Origin of the sequence: Escherichia sp. E14S1 (assembly GCF_004211995.1) — a bacterium.
Classification (GTDB): domain Bacteria; phylum Pseudomonadota; class Gammaproteobacteria; order Enterobacterales; family Enterobacteriaceae; genus Escherichia.
The window spans coordinates 64,025-80,709 of record NZ_RHJQ01000004.1 but is presented as its reverse complement, the minus strand read 5'-3'; the positions used below and the strand labels follow the sequence as shown (position 1 = coordinate 80,709).

At 52.3% G+C, this 16,685-nt stretch carries 12 protein-coding genes; 6 read left to right on the top strand and 6 right to left on the bottom strand.

Translation table 11 applies throughout. The annotated features are described in order from the left end of the window. Positions 1-24: 24 nt before the first annotated feature. On the bottom strand, positions 25-1,461 hold the full coding sequence (gene nrfA / locus D9734_RS05060) for an ammonia-forming nitrite reductase cytochrome c552 subunit (protein WP_130205836.1): 1,437 nt from the start codon (positions 1,459-1,461) through the stop codon (positions 25-27). A gap of 393 nt (positions 1,462-1,854) precedes the next feature. On the opposite strand from nrfA, the gene acs reads away from it, so the two are divergent. The 3 genes from acs (at position 1,855) to actP (ending at position 5,973) form a co-directional block, all read left to right on the top strand. Further along, positions 1,855-3,813 (top strand): acetate--CoA ligase, encoded by a 1,959-nt coding sequence (acs, locus tag D9734_RS05050; RefSeq protein WP_130205834.1) that lies wholly within the window; start codon positions 1,855-1,857, stop codon positions 3,811-3,813. A gap of 199 nt (positions 3,814-4,012) precedes the next feature. Beyond that, positions 4,013-4,327, top strand: coding sequence for a DUF485 domain-containing protein (locus D9734_RS05045; protein WP_001337746.1), 315 nt, complete (start codon positions 4,013-4,015; stop codon positions 4,325-4,327). Beyond that, the gene (gene actP, locus D9734_RS05040) at positions 4,324-5,973 is read left to right on the top strand and encodes a cation/acetate symporter ActP (RefSeq protein WP_000832550.1); all 1,650 of its coding nucleotides are present in this window, start codon (positions 4,324-4,326) and stop codon (positions 5,971-5,973) included. The genes D9734_RS05045 and actP overlap by 4 nt, the downstream gene beginning before the upstream one ends. Positions 5,974-6,055: 82 nt before the next feature. Here the strand turns inward: actP and D9734_RS05035 are convergent, their stop codons facing one another. From D9734_RS05035 to soxR, 3 genes are all read right to left on the bottom strand, one after another. Continuing rightward, positions 6,056-7,705, bottom strand: coding sequence for a Na+/H+ antiporter (locus D9734_RS05035; protein WP_130205832.1), 1,650 nt, complete (start codon positions 7,703-7,705; stop codon positions 6,056-6,058). A 149-nt stretch (positions 7,706-7,854) separates the two neighbouring features. Beyond that, the gene (gene ghxP, locus D9734_RS05030) at positions 7,855-9,204 is read right to left on the bottom strand and encodes a guanine/hypoxanthine transporter GhxP (RefSeq protein WP_130205830.1); all 1,350 of its coding nucleotides are present in this window, start codon (positions 9,202-9,204) and stop codon (positions 7,855-7,857) included. Between the two features lie 544 nt (positions 9,205-9,748). Continuing rightward, the gene (soxR, locus tag D9734_RS05025; RefSeq protein WP_000412432.1) at positions 9,749-10,213 is read right to left on the bottom strand and encodes a redox-sensitive transcriptional activator SoxR; all 465 of its coding nucleotides are present in this window, start codon (positions 10,211-10,213) and stop codon (positions 9,749-9,751) included. An 85-nt stretch (positions 10,214-10,298) separates the two neighbouring features. On the opposite strand from soxR, the gene soxS reads away from it, so the two are divergent. Then, positions 10,299-10,622: a superoxide response transcriptional regulator SoxS gene (soxS, locus tag D9734_RS05020; RefSeq protein ID WP_000019357.1), complete on the top strand. Its 324-nt coding sequence runs from the start codon at positions 10,299-10,301 to the stop codon at positions 10,620-10,622. Between the two features lie 2 nt (positions 10,623-10,624). On the opposite strand, the gene D9734_RS05015 is transcribed toward soxS, so the two are convergent. Then, positions 10,625-12,211 carry an EAL domain-containing protein gene (locus D9734_RS05015; protein WP_130205828.1) on the bottom strand — a complete coding sequence of 529 codons (1,587 nt, stop codon included), beginning with the start codon at positions 12,209-12,211 and terminating at the stop codon, positions 10,625-10,627. Positions 12,212-12,650: 439 nt separating this feature from the next. Here D9734_RS05015 and D9734_RS05010 point away from each other — a divergent pair, with 439 nt between their 5' ends. Continuing rightward, positions 12,651-12,932, top strand: a complete 282-nt coding sequence (locus D9734_RS05010; protein ID WP_130205826.1) for a YjcB family protein — start codon at positions 12,651-12,653, stop codon at positions 12,930-12,932. A 99-nt stretch (positions 12,933-13,031) separates the two neighbouring features. Here the strand turns inward: D9734_RS05010 and ssb1 are convergent, their stop codons facing one another. Then, the gene (gene ssb1 / locus D9734_RS05005) at positions 13,032-13,568 is read right to left on the bottom strand and encodes a single-stranded DNA-binding protein SSB1 (protein ID WP_000168309.1); all 537 of its coding nucleotides are present in this window, start codon (positions 13,566-13,568) and stop codon (positions 13,032-13,034) included. 252 nt (positions 13,569-13,820) lie between these two features. On the opposite strand from ssb1, the gene uvrA reads away from it, so the two are divergent. Beyond that, on the top strand, positions 13,821-16,643 hold the full coding sequence (gene uvrA, locus D9734_RS04995) for an excinuclease ABC subunit UvrA (protein WP_130205822.1): 2,823 nt from the start codon (positions 13,821-13,823) through the stop codon (positions 16,641-16,643). The last annotated feature ends 42 nt before the right edge of the window (positions 16,644-16,685 follow it).

Genomic DNA, 16,685 nt, shown 5'->3' with positions numbered 1-16,685 from the left:
CGCCCCTTGCGAGGCGGAACGGGGTTATTGGCTTAACAGACCGTTTTTACGTGCCTGATCTTCCCACTGCGGGATCACCGTTTTGATGAAATCCTGTTTCTCGGCTTTGATTTGCTCCATGTTCAGGCCAATTGCCTGCTGGGCTTTCTCTTTGGTCGAGATATCCGGGATCTGGATTTCATGGGTGATGCCTTTGGTCGCCAGCAGGCGCGCCAGTTTGGTACGCGCATCCGCCGCTTTATCCATCGCAGTACCGAGCATCCGCAGACCTTCTTCCGGTGCGTGCATATGAATGCCGTGGGAAGCGATCGCCAGATCCCAACGCCACTGGGCATGACGGATATCGTCCTGAATCGGCTTCATTTCGGCTTCCGTCGCGCCTGCGTCCAGTGCCGCTTTCGCTTCGAAGTGAGCGTGAACCAGTTGATCTTCAACCTTGATTTTCAGGTCGTTAATCGACTGCTTACGTTCCGCGACCACTTTTTGCAAGGCGGCTTTGTCCTGGGTATGGCAGTTCGCACAAGTCTGGGCGAAGTTATCAAACGGATTACCAATTTTATGGTCGGTGTAGAGTTTGCCTTCGGCGTTCTGCACTTTTGGCATATGGCAGTCGATACAGGTCACGTTGTTTTTGCCGTGAATGCCCGCTGTCCAGGTTTCATATTCCGGGTGCTGCGCTTTCAGCATTGGCGTTTTTGACAGGGAGTTAGTCCAGTCAGAGAAGGCAATTTTGTCGTAATACTGCTCCATATTTTCGACTTTCATGCCGTCATCCCACGGGAATTTAACCGCTTTGTTTTTGCCGTCGAAGTAATACTCCACATGGCACTGACCGCAAACCATCGATTGCTGGTCGAAACGTCCAGCTTTCTCAAAAGGTTTGCCAATGGCTTCCATTGCACGCGCCGCATATGGACGGGAAAGGGTTAACTCCGGCTTACCTTTGGCGAACTCTGGTGAGGCGGTGTTATGGCAGTCGGCACAACCTAAGTTGTTGACGATTTCCGGGCCGCCGCGCGCCCATTTACCGTGGAAGTAGCCATCTTCGCCGTCTTTCTGGATCAGGCGCGCCACATCCGGGCTTTTACAACTCCAGCATGCCATCGGTAGCGGACCATCTTCGGCGTTTTTCGGCGCACCGGTACGCAGAGTTTCACGCACATCGGTCACAGCAAAGGCATGTCCACGCGGCTTGTTGTAATCGCGCGAGAAGGGATACCCCGCCCACAGGATCACCAGCCGTGGATCTTCCGCCAGGGCGTCAACACGCTCTGACTGTTCCGAGGTGGCTTTCCAGGAGAGATATTGATCGGGATGCTGTGGGGCAAAGGTTTCATTCTTCGCTTCCACAGTTACAGGTTTCGCGGGAGCGGCCGTTTGTTCAGCGTGAACAGAAGTGAAAAAGAAAAAAGGAATCAACAAGCTGAAGATACGGCGTGCGTTTATTTTTATCCTTGTCATAGGGGCTTTATCCAAATTTTGCCATTGAGGCAATGGCAGTTTTTATTGTTTTTTCATGACAGTAACCGCACATACACTGTCATGACATTGCTCGCCCCTATGTGTAACAAATAACCACACTGTGAATGTTGTCTTTAATCAATTGTAAGTGCATGTGAAATACCACTTTAGAGTTAGTCGATAATTTCCTCCATTTCAAACACATGCATAACTGCATGTTCCAGAAAGAAAATGCCAACTTTTGTTGGTGTCCTTCAAAAATAATCCTGTCGTTTATTTGCACAATTCTACTTTTGCGTGATCTGCCGCCCAAATACTAAACAAAACTGCCAATACCCCTACATTTAACGCTTATGACACATATTATTAACATCCTACAAGGAGAACAAAAGCATGAGCCAAATACACAAACACACCATTCCTGCCAACATCGCAGACCATTGCCTGATAAACCCTCAGCAGTACGAAGCGATGTACCAACAATCAATTAACGCACCAGATACCTTTTGGGGCGAACAGGGAAAAATTCTCGACTGGATCAAACCGTACCAGAAGGTGAAAAACACCTCCTTTGCCCCCGGTAATGTGTCCATTAAATGGTACGAGGACGGCACGCTGAATCTGGCGGCAAACTGCCTTGACCGCCATCTGCAAGAAAACGGCGATCGTACCGCTATTATCTGGGAAGGCGATGACGCCAGTCAGAGCAAACATATTAGTTATAAAGAGCTGCACCGCGACGTCTGCCGCTTCGCCAATACCCTGCTCGAGCTGGGCATTAAAAAAGGTGATGTGGTGGCGATTTATATGCCGATGGTACCGGAAGCTGCGGTCGCGATGCTGGCCTGCGCCCGCATTGGCGCGGTGCATTCGGTAATTTTCGGCGGCTTCTCGCCGGAAGCCGTTGCCGGACGCATCATCGATTCTAACTCACGGTTGGTGATCACTTCCGACGAAGGTGTGCGCGCCGGGCGTAGTATTCCGCTGAAGAAAAACGTTGATGACGCGCTAAAAAACCCGAACGTCACCAGCATTGAACATGTGGTGGTACTGAAGCGTACTGGCGGAAAAATCGACTGGCAGGAAGGACGCGACCTGTGGTGGCACGACCTGGTTGAGCAAGCCAGCGATCAGCATCAGGCGGAAGAGATAAACGCCGAAGATCCTCTGTTTATTCTCTACACCTCCGGTTCTACCGGTAAGCCGAAAGGCGTGCTGCACACTACCGGCGGTTATCTGGTGTACGCGGCGCTGACCTTTAAATATGTCTTTGATTATCATCCGGGCGATATCTACTGGTGTACCGCTGATGTGGGCTGGGTTACCGGACACAGTTATTTGCTGTACGGCCCGCTGGCCTGCGGCGCGACCACGCTGATGTTTGAAGGTGTACCGAACTGGCCGACGCCTGCCCGTATGGCGCAGGTGGTGGATAAGCATCAGGTCAATATTCTTTACACCGCGCCAACGGCGATTCGCGCGCTGATGGCGGAAGGCGATAAAGCGATTGAAGGCACCGACCGTTCCTCGCTACGCATTCTCGGTTCCGTGGGCGAGCCAATCAATCCGGAAGCGTGGGAGTGGTACTGGAAGAAGATCGGCAACGAGAAATGCCCGGTGGTCGACACCTGGTGGCAGACCGAAACTGGCGGTTTCATGATTACGCCGCTGCCTGGGGCGACCGAACTGAAAGCCGGTTCTGCAACGCGTCCGTTCTTCGGCGTACAACCGGCGCTGGTGGATAACGAAGGTAATCCACAAGAAGGTGCCGCTGAAGGCAGTCTGGTGATCACCGATTCCTGGCCGGGTCAGGCGCGTACGCTGTTTGGCGATCACGAACGTTTTGAACAGACCTACTTCTCCACCTTCAAAAATATGTATTTCAGCGGCGACGGCGCGCGTCGCGATGAAGATGGCTATTACTGGATCACCGGGCGCGTGGACGACGTGCTGAACGTCTCTGGTCACCGTCTGGGGACGGCGGAGATTGAGTCGGCGTTGGTGGCGCATCCGAAGATTGCCGAAGCCGCCGTGGTGGGTATTCCGCACAATATTAAAGGTCAGGCGATCTACGCCTACGTCACGCTTAATCACGGGGAGGAACCGTCACCAGAACTATACGCAGAAGTCCGCAACTGGGTGCGTAAAGAGATTGGCCCGCTGGCGACGCCAGACGTGCTGCACTGGACCGACTCCCTGCCTAAAACCCGCTCCGGCAAAATTATGCGCCGTATTCTGCGCAAAATTGCGGCGGGCGATACCAGCAACCTGGGCGATACCTCGACGCTTGCCGATCCTGGCGTGGTCGAGAAGCTGCTTGAAGAGAAGCAGGCTATCGCGATGCCATCGTAACCCACAATTGCCGGATGCGAGTCGGTAACGGTTTGTAGGCCTGATAAGACGCGACAGCGACGCATCAGGCGTTGATTGCCGGATGCGGCGTAAACGCCTTATCCGGCCTACATTCGGCAAGGGTTACCCGAGCGTTAACCTTCTCCCATAAGGGAGCGGGAATTAAAACAATCCCTACATTACCTCTGGAGAATCTGTGATGAATGGTACGATTTATCAGCGGATAGAAGACAATGCGCATTTCAGGGAGTTAGTCGAAAAACGGCAACGGTTTGCCACCATCCTGTCGATTATTATGCTGGCAGTTTATATCAGCTTTATTTTACTGATCGCCTTCGCGCCCGGCTGGCTGGGCACCCCGCTGAATCCGAACACCAGCGTCACACGCGGTATTCCCGTTGGCGTTGGGGTCATTGTTATCTCCTTTGTTCTCACTGGTATCTACATCTGGCGGGCGAACGGCGAATTCGACCGTCTAAATAATGAAGTCCTGCATGAGGTACAAGCATCATGAAAAGAGTTCTGACGGCGCTTGCCGCCACACTCCCTTTCGCAGCTAACGCCGCGGATGCTATTAGCGGGGCCGTTGAGCGCCAGCCAACAAACTGGCAGGCGATTATTATGTTCCTGATTTTCGTCGTGTTCACGCTCGGCATTACCTACTGGGCGTCAAAACGCGTACGTTCTCGTAATGACTACTACACCGCAGGCGGCAATATCACTGGCTTCCAGAACGGGCTGGCGATTGCCGGGGACTATATGTCTGCCGCCTCATTTTTGGGGATCTCCGCGCTGGTGTTTACTTCCGGCTATGACGGGCTGATCTACTCGCTGGGCTTCCTGGTGGGCTGGCCAATCATTCTGTTCCTGATTGCTGAACGTCTGCGTAACCTGGGCCGCTATACCTTTGCGGATGTGGCTTCTTACCGCCTGAAACAAGGGCCGATTCGTATTCTTTCGGCTTGTGGTTCTCTGGTGGTGGTAGCACTTTACCTTATCGCCCAGATGGTCGGCGCAGGTAAATTGATTGAACTGCTGTTCGGCCTTAACTATCACATTGCGGTGGTGCTGGTTGGCGTGCTGATGATGATGTACGTCCTGTTCGGCGGCATGCTGGCGACCACCTGGGTGCAGATTATCAAAGCCGTTCTGTTGCTGTTCGGTGCCAGCTTTATGGCCTTTATGGTGATGAAACACGTCGGCTTTAGCTTCAACAATCTGTTCAGCGAAGCGATGGCGGTACACCCAAAAGGTGTCGACATCATGAAACCGGGCGGACTGGTGAAAGATCCGATCTCCGCGCTCTCTCTGGGGCTTGGGCTGATGTTTGGTACGGCTGGCTTGCCGCATATTCTGATGCGCTTCTTTACGGTCAGCGATGCACGCGAAGCGCGTAAGAGCGTGTTCTACGCTACCGGATTTATGGGCTACTTCTACATCCTGACCTTTATTATCGGCTTTGGCGCGATCATGCTGGTCGGTGCAAATCCGGAATATAAAGACGCTGCGGGCCATCTGATTGGTGGTAACAACATGGCGGCAGTTCACCTGGCCAATGCGGTGGGCGGCAACCTGTTCCTCGGCTTTATTTCAGCGGTTGCTTTCGCCACTATCCTCGCGGTAGTTGCGGGTCTGACGCTGGCGGGCGCTTCCGCGGTTTCGCATGACCTGTACGCTAACGTCTTCAAAAAAGGCGCAACCGAACGTGAAGAGCTGCGAGTCTCGAAAATCACCGTGCTGATCCTCGGCGTGATTGCCATTATCCTCGGCGTGCTGTTTGAGAATCAGAACATCGCGTTCATGGTGGGCCTGGCGTTTGCCATCGCCGCGAGCTGCAACTTCCCAATCATTCTGCTTTCCATGTACTGGTCGAAGTTGACTACTCGTGGCGCAATGATGGGCGGTTGGTTAGGGCTGATTACTGCGGTAGTACTGATGATCCTCGGCCCAACGATTTGGGTACAGATCCTCGGTCACGAAAAAGCCATCTTCCCGTACGAATACCCGGCGCTGTTCTCCATCTCCGTGGCATTCCTCGGCATCTGGTTCTTCTCGGCAACCGATAATTCAGCGGAAGGGGCGCGCGAGCGTGAACTGTTCCGTGCGCAATTTATCCGTTCCCAGACCGGCTTTGGCGTTGAGCAGGGCCGCGCGCATTAATCTCCACTAGCCTCTGGTCACCTGACCAACGGTAAAAAGGTGCGATGTACTGCACCTTTTTACCGATTACACCGCCAAAGCGTTATTGGTTCTCTTCTATTAACAACGCTTCCAGCAAATCAAGATCGTGTAGCAACTTTTGCAGCGTTTCGTTGCTGATCTCCCGCGTGGCGCGCAGGTGATAAAGTTCCGCACGTTCAGAACGCAACGCCGCCAGACGGAAGCGACGCTCCAGGTTCTCTTCCTGGACAGAACTTTCAACGTCGTTTCGGCCATCGGCACGACGACGCAGGTTACCGATGACGCGCGAGCTGACTTCGGTAAGCAGCTGGTTGTCGATATTCTCTTCAGTGTCCGCCGCCAGTCGCTCTTCCATTTTCTGGATCGCCACAATCGCCACTTCTGCCGTTGCCGCGCGCGCAATGCGTTCCTCTTTCAGCTGCTGAGAATGATCTGCGACTTCAATGTGTTGCAGCAGAACAGGCAGCATCACCACGCCAACAAACAGCGAGAAGAGAATGACGCCAGCCGCCAGGAACACCAGCTCATAACGCGCCGGGAAGACGTTGCCATCCGGCAACAGCAGCGGAATAGAGAGCACACCAGCCAGGGTGATAGCCCCGCGAACCCCGGCAAAAGACGCGATAAGAATTTCTCGTGTGGTCCACGAACCAAACTCCATCGGTTTCTTCTTCAGGAAGCGGTTACTGAACTTTTTCATCGTCCACAGCCAGCCGAAACGGACCAGCATGAGCGCTGCGTAAATCAAGATGATGTCGGTAAACAGCATCCAGATTTCGACGTTCGGGTCGATCTCTGCCGCCATCAGCGACGTCTCCAGAATGCCCGGCAGTTGCAGGCCCAACAGCAAGAACACCATGCCGTTAAAGACAAACTCCAGCATCGCCCAGGTGCTGTTCGCACGCAGACGCATCGCCAGCGGCGCACGGCGCATCACGCCTGAACGGGTAATGGTCATCCCGGCAGCAACTGCCGCAAGGATACCGGAAACGCCAATATGTTCGGCAATCAGATAAGAGGCGAACGGCAGCAGGAACAGCAGGACTATCTGTGTCGCAGGTTCATCGCCGCCCCAGCGGCTCAGGAAGCGCAGCGAGCGACCATATAGCCAGCTCACCACAAACCCCGCGAGAATACCGCCGATCGCGACTTTCATAAATTCGACCGTCGCACCGCCAACAGTGAAGATCATCGTTCCCATCGCGACTGCCACGGCAAACTTCAGCGACACCAGGCCGGAGGCGTCATTCATCAACGCTTCGCCCTGCAAAATGCCCATGATTTTTTTCGGTATTCGCCCTTCGCCAACAATCCCGGAGAGCGCCACGGCATCGGTCGGAGAGAGCACCGCCGCCAGCGCAAAGGCCGGAATTAGCGGAATGCCTGGCACCACCCAGTAAATGAGGAAGCCAATGCCGACTACGGTGACTACCACCAGCGCCAGCGCAAGACCGAAGATCTCCCGACCATGTTCGAGAAATTCACGAGTCGGCGTTTTCCAGCCATCAGCAAACAGCAGCGGCGGGATAAACAAAACTAAAAAGAGTTCAGGATCAAACTCCACATGCAAACCAAACGTCGGCCACGCCAGTAGCGCACCAATGGCGATTTGCATAAGCGGAAGCGGGATCTGAAAGGGCATGACACGAGTGACCACCCCGGACAGCGAAACCACGAGGGTCATTATCAGTATGGTAAAGAAGATTTCCATGCGTTCCCTGTTTGCGATGTTTTATGGTTTGAGAAAGGCGCTATGCCTGAATTCTCAGTTTTTTCAGAATATCGCAAAAGCTCACACAATGTACGGAGAAAATAAAAACGGGCAGCCATTGCCACCCGTTTTCAGAATCTTATTAAAGATTAGATAGCCCAGCCACCCGCGTAGAAGGTCACCAGTGCCGCGGCGATAACAACCGTACCAATGTTCAGCTTACGCCATTCGCCAGAAACCAGACGGCCAATAACCAGGGTCGCGAAACCGATCATAATGCCGGTCACGATGTTACAAGTCAGTACAATGAATACCGCCGTCACCAGCCCCGCCATCGCATCAACAAAATCAGCAAAGTCGATTTTCGCCACGTTACTCAACATCAGCAGGCCAACATACATCAACGCAGGAGCCGTTGCGTAACCTGGAACAAGGTAAGAAAGCGGAGAGAGGAACAGAATCAGCAGGAACAGCACGCCAACGGTGATTGCCGTCAGACCGGTTTTACCACCCGCTGCCGTACCCGCCGCAGACTCAATGTATACCGCGGCCGGAGCCGCCCCCACCAGGCCTGAGAAAACGCTGCTCAGGGAGTCGGTGGTCAGCGCTTTACCGCCATCAATGATCTGCCCGTCTTTATCCAGCAGGTTCGCCTGACCGGCGACTGCACGGATGGTTCCGGTCGCATCAAAGACCGCCGTCATCACCAGCGCCAGTACGCTCGGCAGTACCACCGGATTCAGCGCGCCCATAATATCCAGGCTACCAATCAGCGAGTTACCATTTTCATCGCTCAGAGACGGCATAGCGAAAACGCCGGAGAAATGAACGTTAGGATCGAAGATCAGGCCCACAATCGAGATACCGATAATGGTCAGCAGAATGCCGCCCGGCACTTTCAGTTTTTCCAGACCGACGATCACCGCCAGACCTACCAGCGACATAATAACCGGGAAGGTGGCGAAATCACCCAGCGCAACCGGCAGACCGTCGAGCGGATTTTTAATGACCAGGCCAACACCATTCGCAGCAATCAGCAGCAGGAACAGGCCGATACCAATCCCCGTACCGTGCGCCACACCGTGCGGCAAGTTGCGCAAAATCCAGCTACGGATACCCGTTGCAGAAATGACTGTAAACAGCACCCCCATCAGGAACACGGCGCCCAGCGCGACCGGAACGCTAATATGCTGCCCCAGCACCAGGCTGAATGCAGTAAACGCGGTCAGGGAGATAGCGCAACCGATAGCCAGCGGCAAATTGGCCCACAGCCCCATCGCGATAGACCCAATCCCGGCAACCAGACAGGTCGCAACAAAAACTGCTGCTGGTGGGAAGCCTGCTTTACCCAGCATGCCCGGAACGACGATGACCGAGTAGACCATCGCCAGAAACGTTGTTAACCCGGCAACCACTTCCTGACGGACAGTGCTTCCACGTTGTGAAATTTTAAACCAGGCGTCGAGTGAACCGCCGGTACGCGCTGATGGCGTAGACATAGAAAACATCCCCTGAGAGTTTATTTTTCGTCAAGATGCGTGGCGGACAATCCCCTGCCAGCGAAACGTTATCTTCCTGCTTCAGGTTTGCGACAATGTGGGGCGTCGCAAAAAAGCAAACGTTTAGCTCCGCGCATACAAAACGGGTGGTAAAAAAAAGCAAACGATTATCCGGCGATCATAGCGGCTTTTTCAACCGAAGTTTGCTGCTTTTTTCCCTTTTCTTGTATTGACGATGAAAAACCAGGCAATTGATGCGCAAACGTTATCGTCGATGCGCAAAATTACGGCATTTGTAGGTAGCTTGTAGCGAAGGGTTGCAGTAAAAAATCGTGCAAGATGGCAAAAACATTGCGTCTAAAAAACGTCTTTTTGCACTGGCGAAGATACGGAGGCGGCATACAATTAAAGTATCAACACCAACCGGAACCTCCACCACGTGCTCGAATGAGGTGTGTTGACGTCGGGGGAAACCCTCCTGTGTACCAGCGGGATAGAGTGAAAGACAAAGACCGGAAACAAACTAAAGCGCCCTTGTGGCGCTTTAGTTTTGCTCGTCTTCCAGCAAACGCGCGCCAGTACCTTCTTCCCCTAAGCGGTCGCCCGGGTTACGCAACGGGCAGTCGCTACGCGAAAGGCAGCCGCAGCCAATACAACCGTCCAGTTCATCTCGCAGAGCCACTAAGGTATGAATGCGCCGATCTAATTCTTCTCGCCATTGCGAAGAAAGCTGCTTCCACTCTTTGGCGCTTAATGTATGCCCTTCAGGCAACACACCAAATGCTTCACTAATAGTCGCCAATGGAATGCCAATACGTTGAGCAATCTTGATAATCGCCACATATCGCAGCACATCACGCTTATATCGTCGCTGATTGCCGCTATTTCGAATACTGGTAATCAGCCCTTTGCTCTCATAGAAATGCAGTGCAGATACCGCTACCCCACTGCGTTTCGCCACTTCGCCTGGGGTGAGCAAGGCTTTAATGCGGGGTAATTTCTTTTCCATAAATCGCTTTACCTCAAGTTAACTTGAGGAATTATACTCCCCAACAGATGAATTAACGAACTGAACACTGAAAAGAGGCAGATTTATGTCCCATCAGAAAATTATTCAGGATCTTATCGCATGGATTGACGAGCATATTGACCAGCCACTGAACATTGATGTCGTCGCAAAAAAATCAGGTTATTCAAAGTGGTACTTACAGCGGATGTTCCGCACGGTAACGCATCAGACACTTGGTGATTACATTCGTCAACGCCGCCTGTTACTGGCTGCCGTTGAGTTGCGCACCACCGAGCGCCCTATTTTTGATATCGCAATGGATCTTGGGTATGTCTCGCAGCAGACCTTTTCCCGCGTTTTCCGTCGGCAGTTTGATCGCACTCCCAGCGATTATCGCCACCGTATCTAGAATTATTGCCCGCACATTAACTCATGTGCGGGTAATTTCCCTGTCCATTCCATAAACATTTGCGGCGGCATCGCCTTTGCAAAATACCAGCCCTGACAATAACGCACGCCGCGTTTGCGCAGCCAATTAACCTGTTCTGACGTTTCTACCCCTTCCGCTATCGTTTTTAGCCCCAGACTGTGCGCCAGTTCAATGATGTGTTCCGCAATCAAATGGCTGGTTTTGTGCGTGGTCGGCGTCTCAACAAACGATTTATCGATTTTCAAAATATCGATATTCAATGAATTAAGGTTGTGTAAGTTGGAGTAGCCAATACCGAAGTCATCAATCGCAACTTCATAACCGGCCTGGCGGAAAGCATGAATAATCGGCGTCATTTTGGTGACATCAAGAAACGCATGTTCAGTAACTTCAAATTTAATTTGCTGCGGACGCACCGCGTATTGCTCTATTTTCTGATTGGTTCGCGCAATTAAACGCGATGTATGAAAGTCGGAGGCCGACAGGTTAATAGAAACATAGCGATCGGCATGTGTTGCCAGATACGCCCCCAGATCGCTGAATACATTATCAATAACATAATCAGTGACTAACTCAATCATCCCCTCTTTTTCCGCCAATGGGATAAACTCTGCCGGACTCATCACTTGCCCCTGACCACCTGGCCAACGTAGCAACGCTTCAGCGCCAATACATTTTTCTGTTTTGATATCGATAATTGGCTGGTAATAAAGACAAAGCTGTCTTTTTTCGAGGGCGCGTTGCAATTTGCGTTTGGGTGACTGGTACTCCTGGCTAATCCGCAACCAGAGTAACAGGAGTACCAGACTGCAAAAAATACCTGCGGGCAAAGCAAAAATAAGATGATTATAAAAATGAGCGATAAGACGTTTATTTGAAGTGGCAACAATGGCCGCTATTGGGCGTTTTGTCGAATGTACCATTGCATACAAATGACCATTTCGTTGCACCGTTAAATCATTCAGATGAATTAACGGAGTAAACGTTTCAGCCGAGGCCTGGTTGCTTAACGAAAAAAAGGTTTTCGTCACCGTATCATACACGCCCCATTGTAGCGTCGGATCGTCAGATATCACCTCACTCCAGAATAAAGGATTGATGACCGCCACATAATTACCCCGCTGCATATAAGTCATTTTATAACCGGAGAAAAAAGGGGTATCGCGATAATAATAGATAGAAATGTCAGGGTCACGCTTATAATCCGCGGGGGCGATCATATATCCGTCAGCAGGGGCGATAAGTGAAGAACATAAAAAATGGTTATCCTGGGCATATATCAGTTCATTGATATAAAGATAGCCACGAATAATATTCAACATTCGCTTTTGATGATCCGGTGTACAAACTTGCCCCTGATAGCGTTTCGCTTCATCGCTCGCTGAATCTGCCTGTTGAATGACCAGCTCGGATTTATCCAGCGCCAGTTGGGCAAAGACACGAAGCTGATTGTTCACTTCTGATTTTGCCCAAATGAAGGCAATCCATAGTGACAGGATGATGGGGAGGAGTGCTACAAAGATAATGCCCGGCAACGCCAGCAATTTGTGTCGTGCACGATGACTCATTTCTATCAATTCCCTGTCTGGTTATAGCTGGTCATTGCAAGGTGAAAACCCTGGCCACCGACGACGTTAGATAAATCTTACGGTATAAATAGCACTTTTGCCTGATTTGAAATTGATACCTTTATAATCGTTGTTTTATTAAAAATAACACGCTGATATCAAAAAGAATTTACTAAAAAATGCGAGTCAGTCAGGAAGATACGATATTTTGTATTTCCGCGACGCCACTGAAAAACCACAAAATAAGCATGCTAATAAAAATAGCGACTCTATCTGGCTAACAAACAACCAATTGTGATATAGTTCACAAAAATAATGAAACGCACTAATTGTTTCATTTTGGTATTTTGCAAGCCCCATGATAGCCAGAGTGCATCACGCCTCCCGTGAACAACACCGTGCTGTCCAGGGCATCGGTTATTTTCAGAGGAAATGTTCGATGGCTACCCTCACCACTGGCGTGGTTCTTCTTCGCTGGCAGCTTCTTAGCGCCGTACTGATGTTTCTGGCAAGTACGCTCAACATCCGTTTTCGTCGGTCTGATTACATAGGACTCGCGGTGATCAGTAGTGGCCTGGGCGTTGTTTCCGCCTGCTGGTTCGCGATGGGACTGCTCGGAATCACCATGATGGATATTGCCGCAATCTGGCACAATATTGAGTCGGTAATGGTCGAAGCCACAAATCAGGCACCGCCACAATGGCCGATGATTTTGGTGTGATATGCAGAAGCCTCCATTATGGAGGCTTCTTTTTTTATCCCTGGCAGATGCGCTAATCACCTACCTTAAAACAATATAATCTATTGTTTTAAAACAAAATCAGAATGGGATATCGTCATCGAAATCCATCGGCGGCTCGTTAGACGGCGCTGCCGGAGCGGACTGCTGCGGGCGAGACTGTGCGCCGCCGCTGAACTGATTGCCACCCTGCGGCTGCTGAGGCTGACCCCAACCGCCCTGCGGCTGACCGCCACCGACGTTACCGCCAGCCGGAGCGCCACCGCCCTGACGGCCACCCAGCATCTGCATGGTGCCGCCAACGTTCACCACCACTTCCGTGGTGTAGCGATCCTGACCGGATTGATCGGTCCATTTGCGGGTACGCAGCTGACCTTCGATATAAACCTGGGAACCTTTGCGCAGATATTCGCTGGCCACTTCAGCCAGTTTGCCGAACAGCACAACGCGGTGCCATTCAGTCTGCTCTTTCATCTCGCCGGTCGCTTTATCACGCCAGGATTCGGAAGTAGCCAGCGTAATGTTGGCAACTGCGCCACCATTTGGCATGTAGCGTACTTCCGGGTCCTGACCCAGATTACCAACGAGAATAACCTTGTTTACGCCTCTGCTGGCCATGTTCATGTCTCCTGAAAAAAAACGTTCTAATAAGTGTAAACGCGCGATTGTAGCATTACCAATAGCGGTTTTACTATGTTGTGACCTCGGTTCCGCTAAACAATTCTGGTCAAACATTGTTACATCGCGCTCTGGGTTTCACATTCCAACACTGTATATTCATTCAGGTCATTCTGTGTCATAATTAACCGTTTGTGATCGCCGGTAGCACCATGCCACCGGGCAAAAAAGCGTTTAATCCGGGAAAGGTGAATGGATAAGATCGAAGTTCGGGGCGCCCGCACCCATAATCTAAAAAACATCAACCTCGTTATCCCCCGCGACAAACTCATTGTCGTGACCGGGCTTTCGGGTTCTGGCAAATCCTCGCTCGCTTTCGACACCTTATATGCCGAAGGGCAGCGTCGTTACGTTGAATCCCTTTCCGCCTATGCGCGGCAGTTTCTGTCACTGATGGAAAAGCCGGACGTCGACCATATTGAGGGGCTTTCACCCGCCATCTCAATTGAACAGAAATCGACGTCTCATAACCCGCGCTCTACGGTGGGGACAATCACCGAAATCCACGACTATTTGCGTCTGCTGTACGCTCGCGTCGGTGAGCCGCGCTGCCCGGACCACGATGTTCCGCTGGCGGCGCAAACTGTCAGCCAGATGGTGGATAACGTGCTGTCGCAGCCGGAAGGTAAACGTCTGATGCTGCTGGCGCCGATTATTAAAGAGCGCAAAGGCGAACACACGAAAACGCTGGAGAATCTGGCAAGTCAAGGCTACATCCGTGCGCGCATAGATGGCGAAGTCTGCGATCTTTCCGATCCACCGAAACTGGAACTGCAAAAGAAACACACCATTGAAGTGGTTATTGATCGTTTCAAAGTGCGCGACGATCTCACCCAACGTCTGGCTGAGTCGTTTGAAACGGCGCTGGAGCTTTCTGGCGGTACAGCGGTCGTCGCTGATATGGACGATCCAAAAGCGGAAGAGCTGCTTTTCTCCGCCAACTTCGCCTGTCCGATTTGCGGCTACAGTATGCGTGAACTGGAACCGCGTCTGTTTTCGTTTAACAACCCGGCGGGGGCCTGCCCGACCTGTGACGGCCTCGGCGTACAGCAATATTTCGATCCTGACCGCGTGATCCAGAATCCGGAACTGTCGCTGGCTGGCGGTGCGATCCGTGGCTGGGATCGCCGCAACTTCTATTACTTCCAGATGCTGAAATCGCTGGCAGATCACTATAAGTTCGACGTCGAAGCGCCGTGGGGCAGCCTGAGCGCGAACGTGCATAAAGTGGTGCTTTACGGTTCTGGCAAAGAAAACATTGAATTCAAATACATGAACGATCGCGGCGATACCTCCATTCGTCGTCATCCGTTCGAAGGCGTGCTGCACAATATGGAGCGCCGTTATAAAGAGACGGAATCCAGCGCGGTACGCGAAGAGTTAGCCAAGTTTATCAGCAATCGCCCGTGTACCAGCTGCGACGGAACACGTCTGCGTCGGGAAGCACGCCACGTGTATGTCGAGAATACGCCGCTGCCAGCTATCTCCGACATGAGCATTGGTCATGCGATGGAGTTTTTCAACAATCTCAAACTCGCTGGTCAGCGGGCGAAGATTGCAGAAAAAATCCTCAAAGAGATTGGCGATCGTCTGAAATTCCTCGTTAACGTCGGTCTGAACTATCTGACACTTTCCCGCTCGGCAGAAACGCTTTCCGGCGGTGAAGCCCAGCGTATCCGTCTGGCGAGCCAGATTGGCGCGGGGCTGGTTGGCGTGATGTATGTACTGGATGAGCCGTCTATCGGCCTGCACCAGCGCGATAACGAACGCCTGCTGGGTACGCTTATCCACCTGCGCGATCTCGGTAATACCGTGATTGTGGTGGAGCACGACGAAGACGCGATTCGCGCCGCTGACCACGTTATCGACATTGGTCCAGGCGCGGGTGTACACGGCGGTGAAGTGGTCGCGGAAGGTCCACTGGAAGCGATTATGGCCGTGCCGGAGTCGTTGACCGGGCAGTACATGAGCGGTAAACGCAAGATTGAAGTGCCGAAGAAACGCGTTCCGGCGGATCCGGAAAAAGTGTTGAAGCTGACAGGCGCGCGTGGCAACAACCTGAAAGACGTAACGCTGACGCTGCCGGTCGGTCTGTTTACCTGCATTACAGGTGTTTCAGGTTCCGGTAAATCGACGCTGATTAACGACACGCTGTTCCCGATTGCCCAACGCCAGTTGAACGGCGCGACCATCGCCGAACCGGCACCGTATCGCGATATTCAGGGACTTGAGCATTTCGATAAAGTCATCGATATCGACCAAAGCCCGATTGGTCGTACTCCGCGTTCTAACCCGGCGACCTATACTGGCGTGTTTACGCCTGTGCGCGAACTGTTTGCGGGCGTACCGGAATCTCGTGCGCGCGGCTATACACCGGGGCGTTTCAGCTTTAACGTCCGTGGCGGACGCTGCGAAGCCTGTCAGGGCGATGGCGTAATCAAAGTGGAGATGCACTTCCTGCCGGATATTTACGTACCGTGCGACCAGTGCAAAGGTAAACGCTATAACCGTGAAACGCTGGAGATTAAGTACAAAGGCAAAACCATCCACGAAGTGTTGGATATGACCATCGAAGAGGCGCGAGAGTTCTTCGATGCCGTACCTGCACTGGCGCGTAAGCTGCAAACGTTGATGGATGTTGGCCTGACGTATATCCGCCTCGGGCAGTCCGCAACCACGCTTTCCGGCGGTGAAGCCCAGCGTGTGAAGCTGGCGCGTGAGCTGTCAAAACGCGGCACCGGGCAGACGCTGTATATTCTCGACGAGCCGACTACCGGCCTGCACTTCGCCGATATTCAGCAACTGCTCGACGTGCTGCATAAACTGCGCGATCAGGGCAACACCATTGTGGTGATTGAGCACAATCTCGACGTAATCAAAACCGCAGACTGGATTGTCGACCTGGGGCCGGAAGGTGGTAGCGGCGGCGGCGAGATCCTCGTCTCCGGTACGCCAGAAACCGTCGCGGAGTGTGAAGCATCACACACGGCACGCTTCCTCAAGCCGATGCTGTAATCGTTAAGGCCGCTTTCTGAGCGACCTCAGATTATTGACAAA

Excerpts from the sequence above, each read along its gene's own strand:
- D9734_RS05010 (WP_130205826.1), top strand. The coding sequence starts at position 12,651 with ATGGCTACCCTCACCACTGGCGTGGTTCTTCTTCGCTGGCAGCTTCTT.
- soxR (WP_000412432.1), bottom strand. The coding sequence starts at position 10,213 with ATGGAAAAGAAATTACCCCGCATTAAAGCCTTGCTCACCCCAGGCGAA.
- ssb1 (WP_000168309.1), bottom strand. The coding sequence starts at position 13,568 with ATGGCCAGCAGAGGCGTAAACAAGGTTATTCTCGTTGGTAATCTGGGT.
- ghxP (WP_130205830.1), bottom strand. The coding sequence starts at position 9,204 with ATGTCTACGCCATCAGCGCGTACCGGCGGTTCACTCGACGCCTGGTTT.
- soxS (WP_000019357.1), top strand. The coding sequence starts at position 10,299 with ATGTCCCATCAGAAAATTATTCAGGATCTTATCGCATGGATTGACGAG.
- D9734_RS05015 (WP_130205828.1), bottom strand. The coding sequence starts at position 12,211 with ATGAGTCATCGTGCACGACACAAATTGCTGGCGTTGCCGGGCATTATC.
- actP (WP_000832550.1), top strand. The coding sequence starts at position 4,324 with ATGAAAAGAGTTCTGACGGCGCTTGCCGCCACACTCCCTTTCGCAGCT.
- uvrA (WP_130205822.1), top strand. The coding sequence starts at position 13,821 with ATGGATAAGATCGAAGTTCGGGGCGCCCGCACCCATAATCTAAAAAAC.
- D9734_RS05045 (WP_001337746.1), top strand. The coding sequence starts at position 4,013 with ATGAATGGTACGATTTATCAGCGGATAGAAGACAATGCGCATTTCAGG.
- D9734_RS05035 (WP_130205832.1), bottom strand. The coding sequence starts at position 7,705 with ATGGAAATCTTCTTTACCATACTGATAATGACCCTCGTGGTTTCGCTG.
- acs (WP_130205834.1), top strand. The coding sequence starts at position 1,855 with ATGAGCCAAATACACAAACACACCATTCCTGCCAACATCGCAGACCAT.
- nrfA (WP_130205836.1), bottom strand. The coding sequence starts at position 1,461 with ATGACAAGGATAAAAATAAACGCACGCCGTATCTTCAGCTTGTTGATT.